This window comes from Methylocapsa sp. D3K7 (assembly GCF_029855125.1).
Lineage (GTDB): Bacteria > Pseudomonadota > Alphaproteobacteria > Rhizobiales > Beijerinckiaceae > Methylocapsa.
The window spans coordinates 565,470-590,220 of sequence record NZ_CP123229.1; the positions used below are offsets into that span (position 1 = coordinate 565,470).

The 24,751-nt window shown below is 57.4% G+C and carries 19 protein-coding genes, 1 tRNA gene and 4 pseudogenes; 15 read left to right on the plus strand and 9 right to left on the minus strand.

Annotation, left to right across the window (positions count from 1 at the left end; all coding sequences use genetic code 11):
• Positions 1-82 precede the first annotated feature (82 nt).
• The 3 genes from fabB to QEV83_RS02550 all read left to right on the plus strand — a co-directional run bounded on the left by fabB (position 83) and on the right by QEV83_RS02550 (position 2,302).
• The gene (fabB, locus tag QEV83_RS02540) at positions 83-1,306 is read left to right on the plus strand and encodes a beta-ketoacyl-ACP synthase I (RefSeq protein ID WP_280129723.1); all 1,224 of its coding nucleotides are present in this window, start codon (positions 83-85) and stop codon (positions 1,304-1,306) included.
• Positions 1,307-1,337: 31 nt separating this feature from the next.
• Positions 1,338-2,135 carry an enoyl-ACP reductase FabI gene (fabI, locus tag QEV83_RS02545; protein ID WP_280129724.1) on the plus strand — a complete coding sequence of 266 codons (798 nt, stop codon included), beginning with the start codon at positions 1,338-1,340 and terminating at the stop codon, positions 2,133-2,135.
• A 77-nt stretch (positions 2,136-2,212) separates the two neighbouring features.
• A tRNA-Ser gene (locus QEV83_RS02550) sits at positions 2,213-2,302 on the plus strand.
• A 45-nt stretch (positions 2,303-2,347) separates the two neighbouring features.
• On the opposite strand, the pseudogene QEV83_RS02555 reads toward QEV83_RS02550, so the two are convergent.
• Positions 2,348-2,428 (minus strand): annotated as a pseudogene (locus tag QEV83_RS02555) (ATP-binding protein); the annotation flags it as partial.
• Between QEV83_RS02555 and QEV83_RS02560 the strand changes: the two are divergent.
• The 3 genes and pseudogenes from QEV83_RS02560 to QEV83_RS02570 form a co-directional block, all read left to right on the plus strand.
• A pseudogene (locus QEV83_RS02560) lies at positions 2,418-2,561 on the plus strand (carboxymuconolactone decarboxylase family protein); the annotation flags it as partial. The pseudogenes QEV83_RS02555 and QEV83_RS02560 overlap by 11 nt on opposite strands.
• An 82-nt stretch (positions 2,562-2,643) precedes the next feature.
• Complete coding sequence (locus QEV83_RS02565; protein ID WP_280129725.1) at positions 2,644-3,108, plus strand: nuclear transport factor 2 family protein; 465 nt, start codon at positions 2,644-2,646, stop codon at positions 3,106-3,108.
• 10 nt (positions 3,109-3,118) lie between these two features.
• Positions 3,119-3,226 (plus strand): annotated as a pseudogene (locus tag QEV83_RS02570) (pyridoxamine 5'-phosphate oxidase); the annotation flags it as partial.
• A gap of 246 nt (positions 3,227-3,472) precedes the next feature.
• Here the strand turns inward: QEV83_RS02570 and QEV83_RS02575 are convergent.
• Together QEV83_RS02575 and QEV83_RS02580 are read right to left on the minus strand one after the other, a co-directional pair.
• Positions 3,473-4,231 (minus strand): hypothetical protein, encoded by a 759-nt coding sequence (locus QEV83_RS02575; protein ID WP_280129726.1) that lies wholly within the window; start codon positions 4,229-4,231, stop codon positions 3,473-3,475.
• Positions 4,232-4,694: 463 nt separating this feature from the next.
• Entirely contained in the window at positions 4,695-5,339 is a 645-nt protein-coding gene (locus tag QEV83_RS02580) for a TetR family transcriptional regulator (protein WP_280129727.1), read from the minus strand.
• Positions 5,340-5,736: 397 nt separating this feature from the next.
• Between QEV83_RS02580 and QEV83_RS02585 the strand changes: the two genes are divergently transcribed.
• The 7 genes from QEV83_RS02585 to QEV83_RS02615 are packed head-to-tail and all read left to right on the plus strand — an operon-like array spanning position 5,737 to position 13,225.
• On the plus strand, positions 5,737-6,057 hold the full coding sequence (locus QEV83_RS02585) for a helix-turn-helix transcriptional regulator (protein ID WP_280129728.1): 321 nt from the start codon (positions 5,737-5,739) through the stop codon (positions 6,055-6,057).
• Positions 6,057-8,072 carry a hydrogenase 4 subunit B gene (gene hyfB / locus QEV83_RS02590; RefSeq protein ID WP_280129729.1) on the plus strand — a complete coding sequence of 672 codons (2,016 nt, stop codon included), beginning with the start codon at positions 6,057-6,059 and terminating at the stop codon, positions 8,070-8,072. The genes QEV83_RS02585 and hyfB overlap by 1 nt, the downstream gene beginning before the upstream one ends.
• Positions 8,063-9,022, plus strand: a complete 960-nt coding sequence (locus QEV83_RS02595) for an NADH-quinone oxidoreductase subunit H (RefSeq protein WP_280129730.1) — start codon at positions 8,063-8,065, stop codon at positions 9,020-9,022. Before hyfB ends, QEV83_RS02595 begins: the two co-directional genes overlap by 10 nt.
• Positions 9,019-9,699: a hydrogenase-4 component E gene (locus tag QEV83_RS02600; RefSeq protein ID WP_280129731.1), complete on the plus strand. Its 681-nt coding sequence runs from the start codon at positions 9,019-9,021 to the stop codon at positions 9,697-9,699. The genes QEV83_RS02595 and QEV83_RS02600 overlap by 4 nt, the downstream gene beginning before the upstream one ends.
• Positions 9,696-11,144, plus strand: a complete 1,449-nt coding sequence (locus tag QEV83_RS02605) for a hydrogenase 4 subunit F (RefSeq protein WP_280129732.1) — start codon at positions 9,696-9,698, stop codon at positions 11,142-11,144. The genes QEV83_RS02600 and QEV83_RS02605 overlap by 4 nt, the downstream gene beginning before the upstream one ends.
• A gap of 41 nt (positions 11,145-11,185) precedes the next feature.
• Entirely contained in the window at positions 11,186-12,709 is a 1,524-nt protein-coding gene (locus QEV83_RS02610) for an NADH-quinone oxidoreductase subunit C (RefSeq protein WP_280129733.1), read from the plus strand.
• A gap of 9 nt (positions 12,710-12,718) precedes the next feature.
• Positions 12,719-13,225 (plus strand): NADH-quinone oxidoreductase subunit B family protein, encoded by a 507-nt coding sequence (locus tag QEV83_RS02615; RefSeq protein WP_280129734.1) that lies wholly within the window; start codon positions 12,719-12,721, stop codon positions 13,223-13,225.
• A gap of 42 nt (positions 13,226-13,267) precedes the next feature.
• Here QEV83_RS02615 and QEV83_RS02620 read toward each other — a convergent pair whose 3' ends face one another.
• Entirely contained in the window at positions 13,268-13,609 is a 342-nt protein-coding gene (locus QEV83_RS02620) for a hypothetical protein (RefSeq protein WP_280129735.1), read from the minus strand.
• Positions 13,610-13,691: 82 nt separating this feature from the next.
• Positions 13,692-14,333, minus strand: a complete 642-nt coding sequence (locus QEV83_RS02625) for a DedA family protein (protein ID WP_280129736.1) — start codon at positions 14,331-14,333, stop codon at positions 13,692-13,694.
• A gap of 334 nt (positions 14,334-14,667) precedes the next feature.
• Between QEV83_RS02625 and otsA the strand changes: the two genes are divergently transcribed.
• Positions 14,668-16,227: an alpha,alpha-trehalose-phosphate synthase (UDP-forming) gene (gene otsA, locus QEV83_RS02630; protein WP_280129737.1), complete on the plus strand. Its 1,560-nt coding sequence runs from the start codon at positions 14,668-14,670 to the stop codon at positions 16,225-16,227.
• A gap of 592 nt (positions 16,228-16,819) precedes the next feature.
• Here the strand turns inward: otsA and QEV83_RS02640 are convergent.
• Positions 16,820-18,001: a hypothetical protein gene (locus QEV83_RS02640; RefSeq protein ID WP_280129738.1), complete on the minus strand. Its 1,182-nt coding sequence runs from the start codon at positions 17,999-18,001 to the stop codon at positions 16,820-16,822.
• 27 nt (positions 18,002-18,028) lie between these two features.
• Between QEV83_RS02640 and QEV83_RS02645 the strand changes: the two genes are divergently transcribed.
• Positions 18,029-19,339: a hypothetical protein gene (locus QEV83_RS02645; RefSeq protein WP_280129739.1), complete on the plus strand. Its 1,311-nt coding sequence runs from the start codon at positions 18,029-18,031 to the stop codon at positions 19,337-19,339.
• A gap of 29 nt (positions 19,340-19,368) precedes the next feature.
• Here the strand turns inward: QEV83_RS02645 and QEV83_RS02650 are convergent.
• The 3 genes and pseudogenes from QEV83_RS02650 to QEV83_RS02660 all read right to left on the minus strand — a co-directional run.
• A pseudogene (locus tag QEV83_RS02650) lies at positions 19,369-19,584 on the minus strand (carbamoyltransferase C-terminal domain-containing protein); the annotation flags it as partial.
• Positions 19,585-19,599: 15 nt separating this feature from the next.
• Entirely contained in the window at positions 19,600-19,953 is a 354-nt protein-coding gene (locus QEV83_RS02655) for a c-type cytochrome (RefSeq protein ID WP_280129740.1), read from the minus strand.
• 199 nt (positions 19,954-20,152) lie between these two features.
• Positions 20,153-24,292: a hypothetical protein gene (locus QEV83_RS02660; protein ID WP_280129741.1), complete on the minus strand. Its 4,140-nt coding sequence runs from the start codon at positions 24,290-24,292 to the stop codon at positions 20,153-20,155.
• Between the last annotated feature and the right edge of the window lie 459 nt (positions 24,293-24,751).

The window sequence follows — 24,751 nt, forward strand, 5'->3', positions numbered from 1 at the left end:
TCGCCTTGGATGGAACATTTGCTGGGCACAGACGGGCGCCGCGCCGCGCCCTTGGCCGCAAGATCGAGCGGGAGTTAAAAATATGAGGCGGGTCGTCGTCACCGGAATGGGGATTGTGTCCTCGATCGGGAACAATACCCAAGAGGTGCTTGCTTCCCTGAGGGAAGCCAAATCCGGAATCGTCAAAGCGGAAAAATACGCTGAACTTGGCTTTCGCAGCCAGGTTCATGGAGCACCGACGCTGGAGCCCAGCGCCATTGTCGACCGGCGCGCTATGCGTTTCCATGCGGGTGGCACCGCATGGAATCACGTTGCGATGGATCAGGCAATCCTCGATGCCGGCCTGACGGAAGCCGAAATATCGCATGAGCGCACCGGCATCATCATGGGCTCGGGCGGACCTTCGACTCGTACCCTCGTCGAGTCGGCGGATATCGCGCGTACAAAGGGACCAAAGAAAATCGGACCCTTTGCGGTGCCCAAGGCGATGTCCTCGACCGCTTCGGCGACGCTCGCCACCTGGTTCAAGATCAAGGGCGTCAATTATTCGATCTCGTCGGCTTGTGCGACCTCCAATCATTGCATCGGCAATGCCTTCGAGATGATCCAATATGGCAAGCAAGACATGATGTTCGCTGGCGGCTGCGAAGAGCTCGATTGGACACTCTCGGTCCTGTTCGATGCGATGGGCGCGATGTCCTCGTCGTTTAACGACCGGCCCTCCACGGCCTCGCGCGCCTATGATGTGAACCGGGATGGTTTCGTCATCGCCGGCGGAGCGGGCGTCGTTGTGCTGGAGGAATTGGAGCACGCCCGCGCACGCGGCGCGAAAATTTATGCGGAAATCGCCGGCTATGGCTTAAGTTCGGACGGCTATGACATGGTCGCCCCATCCGGCGAAGGCGCGGTGCGCTGCATGCGGATGGCGCTTGCGGATATGAAAACGCCGATCGATTACATCAATCCGCATGCAACTTCGACCGGCATCGGCGATCTGAAAGAAATCGAGGCGATCAGAGAGGTCTTTGGCGCGGGCGAAAAATGCCCGCCGATAGCTGGGACCAAATCCTTAACCGGCCATTCCCTCGGTGCCACCGGGGTGCAAGAGGCGATCTATTCCTTGTTGATGATGCAAAACGGCTTCATTTGCGAAAGCGCCAATATCGAGGACCTCGATCCCGCCTTCGCCGATATGCCCATCGTGCGTAAGCGCCGCGACGGCGTGCAGCTGCGGGCGGTCTTGTCGAACTCGTTTGGCTTCGGCGGCACCAATGCCAGCATCGTTTTGAAACATATCGATGCCTGAGGAAGTGGCGTACAGTGGCCCTGGAGGGCTGATGCGTGGCAAGCGCGGTCTCATCATGGGCGTCGCCAATGACCACTCGATTGCCTGGGGTATCGCCCAGACGCTCCACCAGCATGGCGCCGAGCTCGCTTTCAGCTATCAGGGCGAGGCCTTCGGCAAGCGCATCGCGCCGCTCGCTCAAAGCCTTGGCGCCGCGCTCGTCCTTCCTTGCGACGTCGAGGACGCCGCCTCGGTCGATGCGCTTTTCACGGCGCTCGAAGCAAAATGGGGCGGCCTCGATTTCGTGGTTCATAGCCTCGCCTATTCGGACCGCGCCGAATTAAAAGGCCGCTATGCCGATACGACACGGGACAATTTTGTGCGCAGCATGGTGATTTCGGCTTTCTCCTTCACCGAGATCGCCAAACGCGCGGCAGCACTTATGAAGCCGGGCGGCGCACTTTTGACCCTAACGTTTGCTGGCGCGAACCGGGTGATGCCCAATTACAATGTCATGGGCGTCGCCAAGGCGGCGCTGGAGGCGAGCGTACGCTATCTCGCCGCCGACTATGGTCCGCAAGGGATAAGGGTCAACGCCATTTCGGCGGGACTTATCCGCACCCTGGCGGGCGCCGGAATCTCCGACGGGCGCGTCTTGTTCACGTTTCAGAAGGCGCATTCGCCGCTGCGCCGCGGCCTCGAACTCGCCGATCTTGGCGGCGCCGCGCTTTATCTGCTGTCGTCCCTTTCAAGCGGGGTCACCGGGGAAATTCATCATGTGGACGCCGGTTTCAATATAGTCCTGATGCCGCACCCAGACAGTCTGAAACCCGAGCCCGCGCCGCGCTAATCCGCGATGGCGGCGCTCCCGCGCCCTTGTAATGGGCAGGCCGCCCGTGGTAAGTGCGCCTCGCCTGGTGAAGGTGAGGAGAGGTGGCTGAGCGGTTGAAAGCACCGCACTCGAAATGCGGCATAGGCGCAAGCCTATCGGGGGTTCGAATCCCCCCCTCTCCGCCAACTATTTTAAAACACTATGTTATTTCAATGCATTGCAAGACTCTAAGTCCATTTGTCGAATGGCAAGTTGCTGGTGACAAGAGTGGCGCCGCGTTCGTAGGGTTGGCCGAAGAGCTCGAAGAGCAATGGCCGCGCCTATTGCCTATCGGCCTATACCCCTCTCGGAAAAAGCCTTGCCAAGCTCGATGACTCCGAGATCACCGCGAACCGCGGCGGCACGTCCAACGATCCCAATGCGGATGCCGCTGTGCGCTTCTCTCGCCGCCCGGACGCTGGATGACCGGTGCGACGCTGCGTATGGATGGCGGTGAGATCAAGGCAATTTGACAAGGAGACCCATCATGAGCCGCCCACCGCTTCCGCCCTTCACCACTGAGACCGCCGCGCAGAAGGCGCGCATGGCCGAAGACGCCTGGAACACCCGCGATCCCAGCCGCGTAGCACTTGCCTATACGGCCGATAGCCGCTGGCGCAATCGCGCCGAGTTCCTGCAAGGCCGCGAGGCCATCGAAGCGTTCCTGACACGCAAATGGACTCGTGAGCTCGACTACCGCTTGATCAAGGAAGTCTGGGCTTTCCACGACAACCGCATCGCCGTGCGCTTCGCCTATGAATGGCATGATGATAGCGGCCAGTGGTTTCGCAGCTACGGCAACGAAAATTGGGAATTCGACGGCGAGGGCCTGATGCGCCAGCGTATCGCCAGCACCAATGATCTCCCGATCACAGAGAGCGAGCGCAAATACCGCTGGCCGCTCGGCCCGCGCCCTGCTGATTACCCGTCCTTGAGCGATCTCGGGCTTTAGGAGGCTGGCCATGGATATTGGGCACATTTATGCGAACGACGTCGCCTTCACGCCATCCGTCAAGGCGATCCAAACCCGCAAGGGTGCGCGCCAATCATATGCACGCATGGAAGAGCGCAACTCCTGGCCGAGTTTGGCTTACACTAAGCGCTTAGCGCGAAACGGGGCTCGTTCCCGTGCCGGCCATAACTTTCGCCAAGACACAGGAAACAGCCACCGCTTGCGGGGGTCGATGACGGTGATCATCCCGGCCATGACCGGAGAGCCGCCGCCATCATGAAAATTGAGGTGTCCGTTCTCCCGCCAACGGCTCTTGCATCAGGATGACTTCCTGGCCAGTATTTTTGTGCTTCTGCAACGATTGCTATAGGAGCGACAGCTCTTTGCAATTTTCGACCAGCGTATATTTGGCGTCAGCAGCATTTGTTTTTGTGATGATTATGCCTTCGTTGACACTTTGTACACTGCCGCGGTCGCTGGTCCCTGTATCATATGCGAGCTGGAAATTTAACTTGTCGGCTTCCGGTCCACCGGTTGGGTTGTTTGTGGCAAGTGGAATAACGGCAAAACCTACGCCGTCAATCTTTTCGCCCTTCGCGATGGTGGCGTCCGCAACATATTTCACACCCAACGCTTTCCCAAATCTCGGATCCTTATTCACAAAGCGGCGATTCCAACTATACACGCTCCCATGCTCATACTGGTTTCCAGACATTTGTTGAGCATTGGATTGGTTCACATAAAAGCGGCCGGGATCGAAATTGAAAACATCATCGTATTTCGAGTTGTCGACCGTTTCGATTTTGAAGATCGCAAATGCCTCGTTGGCCTTCGCTTGCTCTGTGCCATTTGGCGTCTCATAGGCTTTGCAAACCCCGACCTGGTGATAGGAAACTACCGTCGGAGCGCTCGTGCTCCGGCCGCATCCAGATAGCGCGAGCGATCCTGTAATGAGCAATGGAACAGACAAAAAGCAGAGTGTTGAATTTTTCATAGTGCTCTTTTCCTCAAGAGATGGAGTTTCCCAAGCGTTGTTGATGCCGAGGATTAGGATGGATGCGTCAAAGCAGAGTGCGTGGAGCCTCGCTGCAATGCGGCTCTGACGTGCCAGGAGATTTGTCATGTGCCCGCAATGTGCGAGCGCCTCAAAAGCTCCCGGGAGGAGTCGTGGCAATGACGACGTAGACGAGCACACCGATCATGATCGCGCAGAGGATCACGTCGACTGCAACGATAGGCATTTGATGTCCCCTTATAATTGGCTTTAGCCGTGAACGCGTTTTGTGCGTCGATTTGTTATGGCTCCTCCCTTCCCGATTGTTCGCGGGAAAGGCTGGGTTAAAGCCAAATTGTCACTGGTTGATGCCGGGGGGCGGGGCTTTTGATAGCCGAGAGCGGCGAAATGTGACGCTTTGTGACAGGGTAAGGCGGTGCAAACCGTCTGGGATTGCGTCCGGGTTTCCGCATGATCGACAGGTCAGATGCCTGCTGCGATGATCACATGACTAGAGAACAGGAACTTCGGAGGGCTTGCTGCCCCCATGGCAAGTCTGATGGCAAGCGCCCGCGCTTGGCGGCAGAAGACGCTATCTTTGCTCCGCTTCTTCCCCGGATGGAAACTGGATCAACTTATTCCTGTCGCTCAGCGCTGCGAGGCAAAAGCCGATCATTTGGTCGAGGGTCGGCTCTGGCTCCTGTTCATATTCGACGATCAGCCGCGGATGACAAAATCTTATGCAGGCGGTGTTGACGAGCCGCGAGGCCAGCGCGGCGTCTCCTTTCGGAAACTCGTTCGAGGCCATGCCGCTCGCGATGATCTGCTCCAAGATCGCCGCCATGCGTTCCGCGTGCCGCCGCATGATGGCCCAGTTCTCGGTGATCGCCGCATCAATCAAATCATGCAGCTTCCGGTCGTACATAAACAGTTTGCGATGGGTTTTTTCCACGGAGCTGAACAGATTGCGGATTTTCTGAGCGGCGCCGCCGCGCGACGCGGCAATTTTTTCCGCCTCGGCCTCGATCTTGCTGAGGAGGTCCATGCAGACGGCCTCGTTGATCTCCGACTTCGCCGTGAAAAAACGATAGACATTCGCCGGCGACATATGCAGTTCGCGCGCGATATCCGCGACCGTCGTTTTCTGAAACCCGATTTGACGGAACAAACGTTCCGCGACCTCGACAATCAGCTTATGAGTGTCTTTCTCCTTGGATTCTCTTTCCGTCCGCATCATCTGACCATCCTGCCGAACATCACCTGGACTATTGTCAGGACGCGGGGCTTGCGCTTCCCGTATCACTGCCAGCGGCCATGATGTGATTGGGATTGATGCCCTAAACCCGGAGCTTAAGCGGCTAGGTTTCTTCGCGCGTCCCCTGATCAGGGGCTGCCATTCTTAATTTTACATAGAGAGAACCGCCAGAATCATGGCGGCAAACAACGGCCGCGCTGAAAGCACCGGTCCGCGCTGGCCGCATTGATCGCCCGTTGGCGGTGGTCGCGGTCATGGGCTGTACCCGAAAGAATGCCTTGGCATGGATATTGACATTTTATACATCATAAGTCAATATTAGTACATGGATAATTAAAGTGTACATGTCTAATCCTTGGGTTTTACAGGCGGCTCGAGAATGATCACCGCTCCACAATTACGAGCCGCCAGGGCGCTTCTTGGAATTGACCAGCGGCGCCTCGCGGAGCTCTCCGGATTGTCGTTGCCGACGATCCAGCGCATGGAGGCCAGCGAAGCCCTGATCCGGGGCAATGTGGACTCCCTGATGAAGCTGGTCACAGCACTCGATGGGGCTGGGGTCGAGCTGATTGGGGAAGGTACGGCAAGCCCGGCGGGAGGACGCGGAGTAAGACTGAAGGCTGAACAGGACGTCCCGAGGAAGCATGGCGGCGGCAAGTTGGCCGCCGAAGCGGTGCGCGGGATACGGGCGCGCGCCTGATGTCCACCGTCGTCTTTCCTTTGTGTCTGATTGCCACACTTTTGGGAACCTCCGTGCTGGCGATCGTGCTCGGCCAGTCGAGCACTGCGACGCCCGTCGTTTATGGAATGACCCTCGCCGTTTCCTTGGTTGGGCTGGTCGCCAGCATTCTCTGGCTTATTCATGGTGCGGTCACCCCTTCGGTCTTGACCTTGCCCTTGGGTTTGCCTTGGCTCGGCGCCCACTTTCGGCTGGATTCGCTTGCCGCCTATTTTCTCCTGGTCATCAATCTGGGAAGCGCGGCGGCAAGTCTCTATGCCCTCGGGTACGGACGCCACGAGGCCGAACCGCAGCGCGTCCTGCCCTTTTTCGCATTGTTCCTTGCGGGCATGAATCTGGTCGTCGTGGCGGACGACGCCTTCAGCTTCTTGGTGGCCTGGGAGTTTATGTCGCTTGCTTCTTGGGCGCTGGTGATGGCGCACCACCGCGAAGAGGAAAATCTCCGGGCGGGCTATGTTTATATCCTCATGGCGAGCCTTGGGAGCTTGGCCCTGCTGCTCGCGTTTGGCCTGCTGGCCGGCCCCGATGGCAATTATGCGTTCGACTCGATCCGCGCGCTTCGGATAACGCCGCTCCGCGCGGGCCTCGTCCTTGGCCTTGCGACATTGGGTGCGGGATCGAAGGCAGGGCTCGTGCCGCTCCATGTCTGGCTGCCGTTGGCTCATCCGGCGGCGCCAAGTCATGTGTCGGCGCTGATGAGCGGCGTCATGACCAAGGTCGCGATCTACGGTTTCATCCGCATTGTATTCGACCTTCTTGGGCCTCCCGCATGGTGGTGGTGCGTTCCAATTTTGGCTGCCGGTGGAGGAACCGCGGTCCTCGGCATCCTCTATGCGCTGATGGAGGGTGATATCAAGCGGGTGCTTGCTTATAGCACCATCGAAAATATTGGTGTGATCTTCGCCGGAATTGGCCTGGCACTCGCCTTCGACGCGAATGGGCGGCCCGCCGCGGGCGCGCTGGCTTTGACGGCGGCATTCTTTCACATCCTCAATCACGCGGTGTTCAAGAGCGTTTTGTTTTTCGGCGCGGGCGCCGTGCTGACCGCGACCGGCGAGCGCCGCTTGGACCGGCTTGGCGGTCTCATTCATCCCATGGCGGTCACGAGTTTCGCATTCCTTGTTGCTTGCACCGCCATTTCGGCGCTGCCGCCGCTCAACGGTTTCGTCTCCGAATGGTTATTGTTTCAAGCGATCTTGATCAGCACGGACCTTCCACATTGGGGACTGAAGCTCCTCATTCCCGCGGTCGGCGCGCTGCTCGCTCTTTCGGCGGCGCTCGCCGCGGCTTGCTTCGTTCGTTTGTTTGGGATCGTGTTTCTGGGCCGGCCGCGCTCGCCAGCAGCGGAGCACGCCAATGAGGTAGACCGCTGGTCACAAAGTGCGATGCTCGGCCTCGCTACTCTCTGCGTCATTGGAGGAATTCTGCCTGGCCTCGTCATCGATTTCATGGCCCCCGTTGTTCAAAGCATCGCAGGCGCCAGGATGCCCGAGCAAGCCAGTATTGAATGGCTCTCCATCGTGCCCGTCGCCGAAAGCCGCAGTTCCTATAACGGACTCGTGGTGTTTATTTTCATCGCAACGTCGGCCGCGCTTGCCGCCTATGTCATTCACCGCTTTGCATCCCGCACGGTGCGCCGCGCGCCCGCCTGGGACTGCGGCTTTCCGGACCAAAATCCAGCGACGCAATATACCGCGGCAAGTTTCGCCCAGCCAATCCGCCGGATCTTCGGCTCCTATGTGTTCCGTGCCCGCGAGCGTGTCGAGATGCGGCCGCCGGGCGATCTCCGTCCGGCCAGGTTCGAGATCGAACAGCACGATTTTGCCTGGGAGCTTATCTACACGCCCGTCACCAAGCTTGTCTTGCTTGCCGCCACAAGGCTCAATCAGTTTCAGTACCTGACCATACGAGTCTATCTGAGCTTTGTTTCTTTCGCGCTCGTGTTCCTGTTGTTGGTTCTCGCCCTATGGCCGTGATCCCAGATCTTGCCATTCAAGGCGCCCAAATGTTCGCCGTTCTTTTGCTGGCACCGTTGTTGACGGGCTTTGTGCGGAAGGCAAAGGCTCGCCTCTTGCGCCGGCGCGGGCCGCCTCTGCGGCAACCCTACCGCGACCTTTTCCGCCTGCTTCGCAAGGATGCCGTTCTCGCCGACAATGCTTCCTGGCTGTTCCGGGTGATTCCCTATCTCGTGTTCGCCGCGACTTGGGTGGCGGCAGCACTTGTCCCGACATTCGCCACCGGACTCATGTTCAGCTGGTCCGCCGACCTCATTGTGGTCATTGCTCTCCTTGGCAGCGCCCGCTTCTTTCTGGCGCTGGCCGGAATGGACGTTGGCACGAGCTTCGGCGGCATTGGATCGAGCCGTGAGATGATGATCGCGACGCTCGCTGAACCGGCCATGATCATGATTGTGTTCACGCTTGCTCTCCTCGCTGGCTCTACCCAGCTCTCAAGCGTCGCCGGCTTCATGCTGTCCCCGGCAGTCGGCGTCAGAGTCTCGGCTGGGCTCGGCCTCATCGCGCTTGTGATGGTGGCCATTGCGGAAAATGGACGCATCCCGATCGACAATCCGGCGACCCATCTCGAATTGACAATGGTGCACGAGGCAATGCTGCTCGAATATTCGGGCCGTCATCTCGCACTGCTTGAACTCGCGGCTTTTCTGAAGCTGCTGCTCTATCTGTCGCTGATTGCATGCGTCTTCGTGCCCTGGGGTCTAGCGCCGCCGCACGCGGGTGCCTTGGCGCAAGTGGCGGGCGCGGCAGCTTATATTGGCAAGCTCGCCGTTGGTGGATTCCTGCTCGCGCTGTTCGAGACCGCGATCGCCAAAATGCGCATTTTCCGCATCTCGGATTTTCTCGGCGCGGCGCTCATGCTCGGCTTGCTCGGGACACTGCTTCTCTTCGTAACCCGGAGTCTCCGATGACAGACAGCCTCGCGTTCGACGTCTCCCATCTGCTCGCCGGCGGCCTGGTGCTCATCAGCTTCCTGCTCTTGTATCAAAATCGGCTCTACGCGCTGCTCAACGTTTTCGCCCTTCAAGCGATTGTGCTTGCCCTTTCGGTTTCCTGGCAGGCCTTTGTGCAAAACGCGCCCCACCTCTACATTACCGCCGCCATCGCGCTTGTCTTCAAAGCCATCGTCATCCCCGTGGCGCTGCATCGCGTGATTGCCAGCCTTGGTATTCATCGCGAAGTCGAGAATGTCGTCGGCATTGGCGCCACCATGCTTGCCGGAATGGCGCTCGTCGCTCTGTCGATGGTGGTCATGCTGCGCGTTACGGGCGATGCCGACGCGCTTGCCCGCGAGGACCTTGCCTTCGCCCTCTCCGTCGTCTTGCTTGGCCTCTTGATGATGGTCACCCGCAGCAACGCGGTAAGCCAGGTCATCGGCTTCATGTCGCTCGAGAATGGTCTCATCCTCGCCGCGACGGGCGCCAAAGGCATGCCGCTCGTGGTCGAGATCAGTGTCGCGTTTTCTGTTCTCATCGCCTTTATCGTGATCGGCATATTCTTGTTCCGCATCCGCGAGCGATTCGATACCGTCGACCTCCAAGCCCTCGACAGGCTTCGCGGCGCCCGGTTCCGGGAAGGTCAAGGATGAACACCATTGCCCTCAGCGGCGTCCCCTTCATGCTTGCGACTCCGGTCATCGCCGCTACCATAATGGCGGTCCTCCCGGGCTATCGCCTGGGGGCGGGTCTGAATATCATCGCAGCCTTTCTGACGTTCCTCGCCGCAGTGTCCCTGTTTATCTGGAAGCCCGCGCCGACCCCTTACATTCTGGTTGACGACCTCAACATCGTCTTCGTCGTATTGAATACGTTCGTCGGCTTCACCACCAGTGTTTTCAGTGCAAGCTACATCGCCCATGAACTGGAGACCGGGCGCCTCACAGAGGTCCATCTGCGATTCTACCACGCAATGTATCAGGTGCTCCTCTTCGCCATGAACCTCGCATTGCTCACGAACAATATCGGCTTGATGTGGGTCGCGATCGAGATAGCGACGCTGACCACTGTGATCATGGTTGGCATTTATCGCACGGAGGAAGCAATCGAGGCGGCCTGGAAATATTTTATTTTGGGCAGCGTCGGCATCGCGCTTGCGCTGTTCGGAACGATCCTTGTTTATATGGCCGCGCGCCCCGTCGTCGGCGAGGGCCAGGATGGCATGGTTTGGACGGTCCTCATCCAGCACGTGTGGTCCTTCGACCCGGCGCTTCTCGACCTCGCCTTCGTGTTCGTCTTGCTCGGCTACGGCACCAAGGTTGGCCTGGTGCCGCTGCATGCATGGCTGCCTGACGCTCATGCCGAGGGACCAACACCGATTTCAGCGGTGCTTTCGGGACTCTTGCTCAATGTGGCTCTTTACGCCGTGCTGCGGTTTAAACTTTTGCTTGCCGCCAATCCGGGAGCCATCGCGCCCGGTCCATTGATGGCGGCTATGGGAATAACATCGCTCATTTTTGCCAGCTTCATGCTATACCGACGCCGCGACATCAAGCGGATGTTCGGCTACTCCTCGATCGAACACATGGGAATTATCGTCTTTGCCTTCGGCATGGGCGGTCCGCTCGCGAATTTCGCGGGCCTGCTCCATATGACAATGCACAGCCTGACAAAGTCGGCGATCTTTTTCACGGTTGGTCATATTGCCCAGGTCAAAGGCACCCAAACGATGGCCGATATCCGTGGCTTGACGGTCACCAACCCGCTCCTTGGATGGTGTCTGGTTCTCGGCGTGCTTGCTATTGCAGGCATGCCACCATTCGGGATTTTCATGAGCGAGTTCCTCGTCGTCAGCTCCACCATGGCGCGCCAGCCCTTGCTCGCGATCCCGCTCGTGACCGGACTCCTTATCGGATTTGGGGGCCTGCTTTGGCACTTGCAGGGATTGGCATTTGGAAAACCGAAAGGCAGAGTTGCACCGGTGGAAGCGTCCTATTTGCCGATTGCCGCGCATCTCGGCCTCGTTTTGACGGCGGGGATCTACTTGCCGCCGCCGCTCGCGACTTGGTTTCAGCATGTCGCACGATTGCTCGGCTAACCCGTCGCTGGCCATGCTTTAGGGTAAAGGGAGATCAACGTGTGCCGACGCTAGCCGAGGTCATCGCAGAGGGGCGAATGGTCGAATCGCATCGCCCCTACCCGAGGGCCGTGGTGGACGATTCTCTCTGGCGGCTCCTGGCCGAGCGGCTCGCCGGAGGCCGAGGGACACTGCTCGGTCTTTGGGGTGAGGCCGCAGCGGTTCACATGACCATCCTTGACGAGAGTGGACAACAGATCGCCGTCGCGACCCTGCCGTGTCCCGATGGGCGTTTTCCCTCCGTCGGCCGCATCCATCCGCCCGCCATCCGCCTCGAACGCGCGATCCGCGATCTCGTTGGGCTCGAGCCGGAGGGTCTGCCAGACTTGCGTCCCTGGCTCGATCATGGCCGATGGGGTGTGCGCCACCCGCTCGCGGAAACACCCATGCCCGGCGGCGATCCTGAGCCCTACACATTTTGTCCCTCGGAAGGCGAAGGTCTGCACCAAATCGCGGTCGGTCCCGTGCATGCCGGAATCATCGAGCCTGGTCATTTCCGCTTTACCGCCAGCGGCGAAACCCTGGTCCGGCTTGAGGAGCGTTTGGGCTATGCCCACAAAGGCATCGAGTCTCTGATGCGCGGCACCTCCGCCGAGCAGGCATCTTGCCTCGCTGGACGGGCATCAGGCGACAGCACCGTCGCCTATGCCTATGCCTTCTCGCGCGCCGTCGAGGCGGCAGGCGGCATCGAAATTCCGCCGCGCGCGGTGTGGCTGCGGGCTCTGATGGCAGAGCTTGAGCGCCTCGCCAACCATTTTGGCGATATTGGCGCCATCTGCAACGACGCCGGCTTTGCCCTCATGCTTGCCTATTGCGGCGTTTTGCGCGAGCGGGTTCTCCGCACTGCAGCAGCGTGTTTCGGGCATCGCATGATGATGGATTGCATCGTGCCAGGCGGCACTTCTGTCGACCTTCAGCCCCATGGATTCGAGCACATCAGGGAACTGGTCAGGGAGATAGGCAAAGCCTTCCCGCCGCTCGTCGAACTCTACGACAACACCGCCTCGCTTCAGGACCGGACCGTCGGAACCGGATTGGCCCGCCCGCTGCTCGTCAAGCAGTATGGATGCGGCGGTTATATCGGGCGAGCGTCGGGGCGCAATTTCGATTCCCGTATCCATCTCGCCTACCCGCCTTATGACGCACTGCTCTTCAATTACGACATCCCTGTGCTTTCCGACGGCGACGTCAATGCGCGAATCTGGATCCGTATCCGCGAAGTGGAGCAGAGTCTGGCGCTTACCGAACTGATTCTCGCCCGCATGCCCGAGCAAGACGCGATTCGTGTCCCCCTTACTGGAAAGGGTCACGCTGGCGAGGGCCTGGCCGTGGTCGAAGGATTTCGCGGCGATATTCTTGCTTGGGTGCGCCTGGATGCGGAGGCCCGTATCGAACGCTGCCACCTGCGCGACCCGTCCTGGTTTCAATGGCCAGTGCTTGAGGCCGCGATCGAGGACAATATCGTCGCCGATTTCCCCTTATGCAACAAATCCTTCAATTGCTCCTACTCGGGGCATGACCTCTAGGTTTATCCGATGCGGAAACATCTGCTCAAAGGGTTTTTGAAAGCACCTCTCACCGAATCTGGCCCCAAAAATACGGACTCGAGGCTTGTTGCGCTTGCCGGGAAAGTGGACCATGCAGCGCGCGCGAGACTCGGACGCAGCCTGTCGATCCGCCAAGTCGATGCCGGATCCTGTAACGGCTGCGAACTCGAGATTCACGCTTTGGGGAATGCCTTTTACGACCTCGAACGTTTTGGACTGCGGTTCGTTGCCTCGCCGCGCCACGCCGACGTGCTGCTTGTCACCGGACCCGTGACAAAAAATATGCGCGAAGCCCTGCTCCGGACTTATGATGCGGTGCCCAACCCCAAATGGGTCGTCGCCCTCGGCAACTGCGCCATCGATGGCGGCATATTCGCAGGCAGCTACGCCTGTGCCGGCGGCGTGTCCGAGGTCATCCCCGTTGACGTGCGCATCGCGGGCTGCCCGCCATCGCCCACCGACATCCTTATCGGCTTGCTCGCATTGCTCGAGTAGCGGACACGCCAGAGCTTCGCACCTGTGCCGCCCGAAGCATCATTATTTTGGTTCCGGTCCCGGCGGCCCCCCGGGCACTCCAGGTGGTGGAATAACGGGCGTCGAATTTGGATGCGGAACGGGAGCAGGCTTCACAATTTCCGGGTCGATTCCCGGTTTCGGCTTGAGGACCCCGCCGCTTTCATCCAGTTTGTCGCTCAAGTTAGAGCCGTCCCTTTCTTCGACGCCTTGCTGGCCCCCGTTTGGCGTGTCGCTCGGCCTCGACTGGTCTTTCTCCGGAATCGTCTTATCACCGGCAGGATCGCCGGGCGCAATTTGCGCGAGCGCGCCCGTTCCCGCGATGCTCAGCGCGCCTAAAATCAACAATGTCAGTTTGAGTCTCATTCAAAGCTTCCGCTACGAACTCGCGGCGTTCAACGCGGAGAGGTGATGTTCGTTCCGGCAGCCATCCAGGAGCCGCTCAAAGTCACGGAAGGATTTTGAGATCGCCACGGGCGGAGCCGGCGAGTCTTTCCGCCATCTTTTTTTCCTCGCGGCGCACGAAATAGATAAAGGCAATGACACCGATGACCACACCGCAGAGCGCGATCACCCCAAGCGGGCCGCTGACATGATGGATGGAGTCACCGAACAGATATGCGCTCACACCGATCGCTATGGCCCATGTGATTCCACCCGCGGCATTAAAAAAAAGAAATTGTGGCCACCCATATTTGTTCACGCCTGCGAGCAGCGCGGCGAAGACCCGGAGAAAGGCCACGAACCGCCCGAAAAAAACGATCTTCGCGCCATGCCTTTCAAAGAGATATTGGCCGAGTTTCAAACGGCTTTCGGGGAGGTGGACAAATTTTCCGTAGCGCAACAAAAAATTCGCGCCAAAGGTCCGGCCGATCCAAAATCCGATGTTGTCGCCAACGATCGCGCCCGCCGCCGCGCACGTAATCACCAGGGTCAGGTTGAGTTCGCCGGTGGCACCGGCGTAGCCGGAGGCCAGAATAAGAATTGTTTCGCCAGGCAGCGGAACGCCGGCGCTCTCGAGCATGACGATAACAAAGACGACCCAATAGCCGTGTTGCGCAATGAGCGGTTGAATATGGGCTAGTAACACGAATTCTCCGCTCTCATCTCGGCCGGCAGTATTGGTTCGCCAGCGTGACCCTCCGATACGCAATTGGAGCGATGTAGGCAAGCTGAGTGTGTTTCAACAGCGGCGACCCTGAGAAAGCGCGTGAATGGGAAAGGCCGCGCCCTGAATTTTCATAAAATCCGACAGATATGACCCTCGTCCAGCCGTAACTTCGCCATTGTCACAGGCAATATTAAATACTTAATGATTTGGTTAATTGAAATAATCGGATTTGGCGATCTGAGAATCAAACCGGAACAAATTTTGCTTTTGTGAGTTTACGTTCTGGTTTGGTCAGATAAAGGTCGTCGCTCCCATGGTACACCTAGAACTTCTGTACAAGCCTGCTTCGATCAACCTGAAAAGGCCTGATAATAGACTGGTCGTTGTCTCCAACCGGGTGCCTTCACCTTCGGCGGGACCGTCGGCGGGCGGACTTGCGGTTGCCTTGCAAGCCGCCTTGAAGGCGCGCGGCGGGCTATGGTTTGGCTGGTCGGGCAAAGCCACAGAGGAAAGCAACTACGTTCCGCAGTGCAAAACTGTTGGATCTCTTACCTATGCCGTCTGTGATCTCTCACGGCGCGACGTTCATCAATATTATAGTGGCTTCGCCAATCGGGCGCTTTGGCCGATCTGCCATTACCGCCTCGATCTTGCTGATCTTTCGGAATGCAATGCCACCGCGTATTTTCGCGTCAATGAGGAATTCGCCCGCCAGCTGCAGAAGCTCTTGCGGCCCGACGATACGATCTGGATACATGATTATCATTTCATTCCCATGGCGCGTTTTTTGCGCGAAATGGGCTGCGTCAATCGGATCGGCTTTTTCCATCATATTCCTTGGCCGGGGCCGGATGTTGCGAGCGCAATGCCGGCCTATCAGCGGATTCTTCGCAGTTTCGGCGCTTACGACGTCGTCGGCTTTCAAACACAATCCGACGCGGATAATTTTCGTGATTGTATCGTGAATGCCAATGCTGGGCGGGCGACAGGCGGCGATTGGTGCGAAATCGACGGACGCCGGACGCATGTCAGCGCGTTTCCCATCGGCATCGATACCGAGGGCTTCGCCAAGGAAGGGCGAGCCGCGGAAAAGAATCCGACAGTTAAAAGAACGCTCGCCAGTCTCTCAGGACATGAACTCGTCATTGGCGTTGACCGGCTTGACTATTCCAAGGGCTTAAAACATCGCATGGAAGCCTTTGCGACTTTCCTCGAGCATTCGCCGCAAGCAGCGCGGGCGCGGGTGACGATGTTACAAATCACCCCAAAATCACGGTCAGAGGTGCCCGAATACGCCCGCATGCAACGCGAATTGGAAGAAGAAGCCGGCCGCATCAACGGCAAGCATGGCGATGTCGATTGGACGCCGCTTCGCTACATCAACAAATCGATGAGTCACTCGGCTCTGGCTGGACTCTACCGGATGTCGAAAATCGGCCTTGTCACGCCCTTACGCGACGGAATGAACCTCGTGGCCAAGGAATATGTGGCGGCGCAAGATCCAGAAAACCCTGGTGTCCTGATTTTGTCGCAATTTGCTGGTGCCGCCCAGGAGTTGAAAAGCGCCTTAATCGTCAACCCTTATGACATCGAGTCGACGGCCGCCGCAATGGGGCGCGCGTTCACGATGCCGCTCGACGAACGCAAGGACCGCTGGAACACTTCGATGAAGTCTCTGCGCGCAAACAGTGTCTACGATTGGGCATCGCGTTTTCTGGCAGCGCTCTCCGGCGAGACCGAAGGCGGAGAGTTCGACGGGCCCGTGGTACAAATGCCGCGCCCTGAGACAACCGCTTTGGAGCGGCTCGGCGCCCTCGGCACCGCGAGAAGCCGCGCCGGTTTTGACGGCATGTCCACATCTGGGCGAGGATAGTGTGCCGATCTCAACGCCGAAGCTAACGCGGTATCGCTGTATCGCTCAAGCAGTGAGGCTCGCCAATGGAGCTGAGAGTTGTATGGTTAAACCCTCCAAATTCCATACCCGCGATAGCTGACCAGCCAACTGGCCTATTAATGTCGCATTGATAAGGATTGTCCCAAACCCTTCCACACGCGGTTCTTCCGTGAGAGCGGGACCTCCAGTCTCCCGCCATGTCAGCGACAAAAGATCATTCTGCAACGCCCAGTTGATATCAATGCGGCCATCGGGAGATGACAGGGCTCCATATTTGACCGCATTTGTCGTGAACTCGTGGAGAAGCAGAGCCCAGCTCGTGACAGAGTTTTCTCCGATGGATATGTCAGGTCCTGCGGCCGTGATTCGGCTCGCTCTTGGTCCGCTATTTCGAAGCGATGAAAGCGCGCTCATGCTTATGCAATGAGAACGTCAAAAGACATTTCGACGATGTCCTTCGCGGCGTCTATCCCCAAGATGTGGTCTGATTTTCCGCAGGTCCATCATACTTGAGGATGCACTGCCGGGACGCGTCGATGAGGGCGCCCCGGTATGCGGCTTGGCGTTTAAATCACTCCCTACACCACTTTGATAAGGGCGACGGAATTTTCTGGGGACATTGCCGCCGTTGCGGCATTACGACATGGCTCGCGCTGAGTGATTGCGGCGCTGTTTTTGGGGCAGCCGCATCCCCGTCCACGCGTTTGAGCAAAAACGTGTGCTCAATGTTGAAATAGCTGCTGCCCCCAAGGCCGAGGATATCTCCGTGGTCGTTGATGTCCAACATCGCTGTCCAAATAGGAAGCGTGTCCGTGATATCCGCCAGCTTCACCCGCACATCGGGCTTAGGCACAACATAGCTGTTGAGGTCAGGTAAGCTCGTTCTCGTTATGACGATCAGCCCCGGTTCATTCCACAAAAGTTGGTTGCTCACAGTCGGGAATGCGGGGGTCCCCTCGACGAAATAGGTCTTGAACGTTTTGTCGCGCCACACGCCGATGCGTTCGAGTGCGCCGACTTTAAAAGAATAGCCCAAAACATCACCACGGCTATTGATGGCTTGCCCCCAAGATTCCGGCTCACTGGGAAGTGGGTTTAGCAAGTTCACGACGCCAGAGCGAGGATCGTAGCGGAAGGCTCGATCATTCGGTCCGGGCTCGTCAATCCTTCCGGCGACGAGACCACGATTGTTCAGGCTGACAAACCCCGCGGGGTTCGTCCCCAGATTGAGCGGGGTCACGGTTCCGTGCTTGTACAAATAGAAAGTGGAAATGGATGTCGCGGAATCGGATTGAACCAACGCAATTCCAGAATCAGAGATACGAGCAACATGGCTCGTTGACTCGCCCGACAATCGCGGAATCACTTCGACGGGCCGGCCTTGGGTGAACAGAGCCGCTTGCTCGATGAAATTGTCGATATCGGTGATCACACTGCCGCCAATGGTCCCGCCGTTGTTCGCCGCGTAAGTCACGCCGGGATGGATGACGCTCGTCTTGCCATTTTTGTACACTGCAACAGATGGTACGCAATTAACGTCACATGCCCAAACTGTCAGGTAGACGCGATCGTCGTTGGTAAGGGCGATAGGATCGAAGAAAAGAAAACCTGGGGGTAGCGCCTCGTCCAGAGAAACGTAATGATAGCGAAGGGCACTTGAGCCGTCCGCACGAGCCTCCCCCCGTCCAAGGTCGAAAGCGTGCCACGCGACAAAGCCTACGGCGAAAATTGCTAACCCAGAGAGCTTTCTCATAGACTTCATCCAAGGCGCGGAGTTTGGATGATGCAGAATGTTGGCGACTTTACGCGTATTTTTCATGAGTTTCCCCCCTCAAGTGAAGTAGCGAACCAGTTCATCGCTGTTGTGCAACATACGGTTTCTTGTGCGCATCCTTCAGATGATGTAGTTTTGATTAAATCTGAACAATGTGTTTCCCACTGGCGTGAGTCCTTTTCGGCGTCATATGTGGAGAGCAATATGTCCGAGGTGGGGGAATTTTCCGACGTCATCGGGCTTATCTATGAGAGTGTTCAAGTGCCAGAGACATGGCCGACAGCGCTCACAGCAGCGAGTCGTTTTTTATCCATCAAGGATATAGGACTCGTTTCCTACGACATCGACAGTCACCAATTTGAAGCAATCAGTACGCCCTTAGACCCCTCATATGTTCGAAGTTACGAAGAGTATTGGGGCTGCCGGAATTTTTTATGGAAATCGTCGGTTGTCTTGCCGGTTGGCGTGCTGTTTTCGTTTGAAACCGCGATTTCGTCGGACCAATTCGCCCGAACTGGGCTTTACAATGAGTGGTTTCATCCGCAGGGAATGGACAAAGCACTCGGGGCTAACATTCTCGTGGATGGATCGCTATCTGCGGCTGTAACTGTGTATCGGCCATCCTCCGGCCCGGACTTCACGGAGCGGGATGCTACGCGCTTTCGCGCTTTGCTTCCGCATCTGCAGCGCGCCTGGCAGTTGCGGTCACGATTGCAAGCCGGCGGCTATGCTGGTGATGACGTCCGGGCCGTCGTTGCCGCGATCGAAAAGCCTGCAATCCTGGTCGATCGTGAGGCAAATTTTCTTTGTGCCAATGGGGCTGGCTCGGCAATTATCCGGGATCGAGGCCTGATCTTAGACCGGAAGGGACGGCTTTCGACTTCGAAACCCGAAGAGACAGGATCGCTGCAAAAACTCATTCACACTGCGGCTACGCAAAAATCAGCTTCCGCAGGCGGCAAGATGATTGCTCGCCGCGAGAACAAAACATCGCTCGTTCTGCTGGTGTCTCCTCTGCCCGGCGCTCGGTTCGCAGGCAAGGATCAGATCGCCATCGTTTTCATCGATGATGCCGAAAGAGACAAATGCACCCCCCCGAATATCGATCTTTTACGATCCCAATTTCAGCTGACACATGCGGAAGCGGCCTTAGCGTCACTGATACTTAGAGGCGACAATTTACATCAGGCTGCTGCCAAATCAGATGTTGCTGTCTCTACAGCTCGCACGCATCTCTCACGCATATTTCAGAAAACAGATACTCATAGCCAGTCCGCGCTTTTGCGGCTGCTGGGAAAAGCTGGCTACCACGATTGATCATATGCAGGTATAGCCGCAATCATGGTTCAGTCGAGTTCGAAAGCGTTCTTATAATCGCGGGCCAGAGCCGGGTTCTGTTCATCTTTATGGAGAACGCAGTTTCCGACCGCCAAGAATTCGATGTCACTGCCCATGAAACAGCGAAACGTATCCTCCGGCGTGCCGACGATAGGCTCTCCACGCACATTGAAGCTGGTATTCACAAGCACCGGACATCGCGTCAATTCCTCGAACTTTGTGATCGATGCCAACGAAACCTACTTCCGTGCGAGACTCAGAATGTAGGCCGTGACCGAGTCGATTTCTTCTGGACTGAGAATGAAGTTGGGCATGCTAGGATGCGGGGTACGGAGAAAAACCTTGATCGAGAGCTCGCTCGCCGAAGGCATTTGGCTGATGTCGACAAAACTTGGCGCGCCGGAGCTCTGACCTGGATTTGGCGAAGCCGCGCTAATCTGATGGCAGGCGCTGCAGACTCTCTCGGCGAGCTGCCGGCCAACCGAGGGATCAACGGATTGTGCATTGGACGCTGTCACACCGAATGACATCTGGGCGGGCATCAGAAAGCCGATCGAGCCTAAAAGCATTGCGGCAATTGTTTGTTTGGTCATCGCACAGCTCCGGGATGTTATCGGTGGCTCAGTGTGGCGTTGCTGTTTCCGCTGAACCAATATGGTTACGCAACCTCGGCCATCAGCACAGCTTTTTTGGGCCATGTCCTTGAGCTCTTGGTGCCGTGTTTATTCGTTCTCCATCTTTTGAGAATAGTTTTGACCTGCATCGTCCCAAGCCAAACCAAAAGCGCATCAATTAATCACCCCGAGAGCCTAACAAAGCAGGCAGCGTACAAAAATCTCCCGCTTTATTCATGGGCGCATTGGCACCGACACATGTTCCTGCAAGCGTTGGACTGGCCGCGGCGGGCGGCTTGTTCCAAGGCGCTGTATTCGGGAAACACAGGGAGCGCTTGGAGGGCAAGTCTTGTTGGACCACCTGATTGCCGGCGGTGAACTTATCTGGAAGTGTCACCTGAAATCCAATGCAGCCGCCATCCGGACAATCGGCGTCCTTGCCCGCATAGCCGCATGTGGTGGTGCGCTCAGGGTCGGACAGCTCGCGCCCAACCACCGGAACTGTCGGCGACTTGGTAACCCCAACACACGCTCTGTGCTTCGTATCATATGTACAGAACCCCGGCGGCCCGCAGAGGGCTATTTGAGCCTTCAGGAACGGATCTTCTGCATCCGTCACGTAAGCCCTCATCTTGAGTGTCACGCTCAAGATCCCGGTGCCTGCGTCGTAAACCGATTTGCAGGCGGTCCCTGTCGGGGAGCAGAGATTTTTGGTGTCCGTGGTGATCTTCAAAGGTACGCTGGAGAGGTCGACGCGAGCCGACTTCACCGTGGGCGGAAGTGCCGTTCCTATGTACATCTCAAACGTCTGAGAGGTGTCCGCCTGGGCATAGATATCGAAGATGTCATAAGTCTTCCCGGCCTGAAAAACGGTTTTCAGTCTTTTATTGCCCACGGGCGTCGGCCAGGAGTTTTGCGTTGTAAAGTCTGCCGTCAGATCGATAAAGTACCGGCCATTGTTGACCGTCATGCTCTGGCGCTGGCAGATCCCGAACCCGGACATTCTGATCATCGGCATGGACGTGGTCGGCGGACGGGCACCACTCACCAAATCCGATTTGGTCAGATACTCGCGATAAAGCGGCACGCCAAAGCAGCTCTCGTTGTTGCAGTCCCCATCCCAATTCGGATCCGGGCCAGTGGAGCTGCAGGACACGGGCTGGCCTTTGACGGGCGGGGCCGACTTTTGCGCGGCATCCGGATAGATCACGGTGGTGACATTCTCATACGGATTGGCTCGCGCGGTGCCGCCTTCTTTGGTGGCGGCGTCCGTTTGACATTCGACTCCATCAATCGGGGTGTGAAAGAACGGGTCCTCATTCACCGAAACAGTCTTCACCCAGCCGGTCAGCGAACCATCGTCGTCGGTCAAGACGGTCTGCCGGTCGATCCCGGTGTAACCTAGGAAGTAATTGGTGTTCGCGTTCTGAGGGGGGCAGTAACGCGATTGAACCTCGCCTGTATTGGTCAGATATGTGCCGAAGATGTTCGTAATAGGAGGAGTCGCCATATTCGCAAATTGCGGATCGATCACATAATGGCGAATATCCACATTGTGGAATAAAAGGTTGTTCGAATGGAAGGTCGGAGGATAGTAAAAGCCGTTCGGCTGCTTCCAGGCGATGGCCGCATTTTGAATGTAGCAATTGCCCACCGGAATCTTGTTGTTGGGATCCACCAAAGAAGCCTGGGGAATGCCAACATTGAATTGAGAAACCAGCCAAGTGGGAATCGTTTTGCCATTCAGATCCACTTTCTTGATGTCAAGAAAAGCATTTGAATCTTCGTCGGCGGGGCCGTCGTAAATGTTGAACATATGCTGGCTCACGCCAAAATTGCTCAATTGCAGCGACAAGCCATTGTCCTTGGAGACGCAATACAATCCGCCCAGTTGGGGAGGATCACATTTCAATTTTCCCGCGGTCAGGCTATTGAAGGGACTGAGATCCGAGGCGTAGGCATAATTCGCGTCGCCTTGTGGCTGGGTGTAGCCGACGAAGGTCGTTTTGAGCGCCAGTTCCCAAAGCCCCATGATAGCCGAGGAATGTGTATAGTCGCCCCCCGAGATAAAGCTAAGACCGGCATTCTGGACGTCGGAGATAAAGCTGTTGCTCACCAGATGCCAGCGCTTCCTCAGCCATACCGCCGCGAAGTTGTACTGCGCATAATTGAAGCTCGTGGTGTAGTTGTTGATGACCGTGGGCAAGCAGTTTGTGTGATCGGGGTTAGAATTATCACATAGATTCGTATTGCATGCGCCATCAGGACATTTGCTGGCTTGTTGCAGCTGGCCGCCGGAATCAATATTCGGATAATAAGAATTGAGCGGCGCATCCGTTGATTTTGGCGCCAGTGTGTTTACGACCGGTGTCACGACATAATTTGGGGCGACGGCTCCTAAGCATCCTTGCGTATAGCCAACGGTCTGAAAGGACACCATCGCCGAAGTGCAAAAATTGCCATCGAAATTTTTGAGAGGGGTGGACCCGGTGACCTTGCACCCATCGGCAGGACCATTGCAATTTTGTTCGGTCGCGTAGAACTGCCACGACTGGCTTGCCGACGGCCCGCCGTTTGCCGCGGGGAGTTCCCAAAAGCAGACCCCGCACATGCCGGCACCGGCGGCCATATTGCCTTGAAAATCGTTCCAGCCGTTGGTGATCCAGAACACCGCCGGGGTGTTCTTGTCGCTTTCGAATTTAACGGAAAAGGCACCTGTCTCATCCGGAGACGCCAGGATGCCGGGGACCTGGCGCGGATTTTGGGCATTGATGACCGCGGCGCGGGCGAAAATCCCAAGATTGGAGTAGAAATTATTTTCGGTTTCCACGGCGTCCTCGAGATAGAATCCATGGCCGATGGAAAGATAACCAACATTGCGCTGAAGCGTGACGCCAGACGCCCCGTGGACGGTGATCCACCGGGTCATGGATTCATTGATCGAGGAATCCATCACGAAGGTGTTGGCCGGCGTCACGCGCACCATGTGGAAGTGGACGGGATAGTGGCCGAGCTTGCCACCCTGCCCCATGTGACGAAACTCGACCCCCTGGACCTGATAGGCCGCGAACCCTTGCCGCACGATCGTATGGCCGCCGAAGAAATAGCCGGGAACCGTATTTGGAGCCGGAGGGGCGGGGAAAGGCTGAGTGGCGGTATCGCCTTCCGATACGATTTGGATACTGCGGGTCAGCAGGCCCACGGCCGCCCGCGTCTCGGCGACGGTCCTCCCAGTGGGATTGACGGCTGGCAGGGTATATTGGTTGCCATAATGGGTCCATTTCACCCCTGTGGCCGTCTTTGAGGCGAGACAATTGGTTGCCGGATTAAGGTTCGAATCAAAGCTGATCGTATTTCCGCTGGTCAACGGACTGCAGATCACCAACTCCTCGGAATGGCCCGCTAGGTAGTCAGTGGTGGTGACGACGATGTGGTCGCCCTGTTTCCAGTCCACCGTTCCATCGACGGTGAGGCTCGTCGCCGCGGTCGCCCCCCCGGGATCGCTGCCAAGGATCGTGCCTTTGAGCCTAACCCAACTCGTGCCCGTCATTTTGGGGGCAAGAGAAGTGTAGGTGGCCCCCTTGCTGCCGAAGAGTTTCAGCGTGCCCCCCTCCGAAACGCCAATCACCTTATAGCCAAAGTAGCCGAGGGAGGGGTTTGTCCCATCGTCGTAAGGCAGATTCTTATATTCATAGAAGTTGTCGGTATATTGAGTCCCAAGCGGGCCGCCGGGCAGATTTACCGATGCCCCGGTGGCGCCGGCGATCACGACGGCATTCGGAATGCCACATGGGCCCACAACCCCGGAGATTGGAATTGACTGGCATGGGACACCTTGTCCATGCGCGCGGTTTGCTGATTCCGCGCCATAAAGGTGAATGGTAAGCACTCCGCCATTGGCGCCGAAGGCCCCGGCCGCGGTTTGTGCGCCGGCAAGCAAGCTGCCGCCATATTCCACCAGGATCGACTTCGCATACAAGTTGATCTTCACATTCGGCACGAGTTCGTCGAAGATCAGCGAGCCTCTCGTGGTGAATTTGCCGTCACCCGCAAACGTGCTGACAATATTGATATTGCCATAGGTGTAGGTTCCGTCGCCGACATGGCATTCATGGCTGATCACGATGTCCTGGCCGGTGCCGGGGCTCGGCAGGAGATTATTCGGGCAAGGGTCTGCCGGCTGGGCGTGACTGGAGCTCGAGGTGATGAGCGTTCCGGCAAACAGGACCGCTCCTGCGACGAGGATCGCGGCGGTCCCGCGCATAAAAATTTTTATCAAGGAAGCGACAGAACCATGCAAAAAATTCAATGAACGCACGATTTCTGCCCTCCAAAATTTGACCATAATTATGCCCATAAAGGGCCTAAGTTGCAGCGAGGTCAAGTCCGCATTTGCGTCTATGCTGGGCACGAATGGCCAGCCTGAGTGTCTGCAAGAACTCCCAAATACTCACACATTGATTCGCATGCGATGCTTGCCTGGGATCCGGAGTTTCTCACCAGCATTTTATCGAGGTCGCCTCATCATCGCCGGATAGAAGGGTGTTTCGACTTCGTGCCAAGCTTGGCAATTTGCTGAATGAGCCACCGCATGATCAATTCGTATCTGCGGATCTCTTGCTTTGCATCGTCCCGAGAAGCGACCCCTTCGGAGAGCTGCCGCACCGTGATTTTCTTGGTCCGCTTTCAGCGGCTCATGTTCATCCCATTTGCGGCTGCTTTCCTGGGATCTTCAATTGGGTCGACGAGAATATGCTTGAGCTGCGTGGGTCCGTTT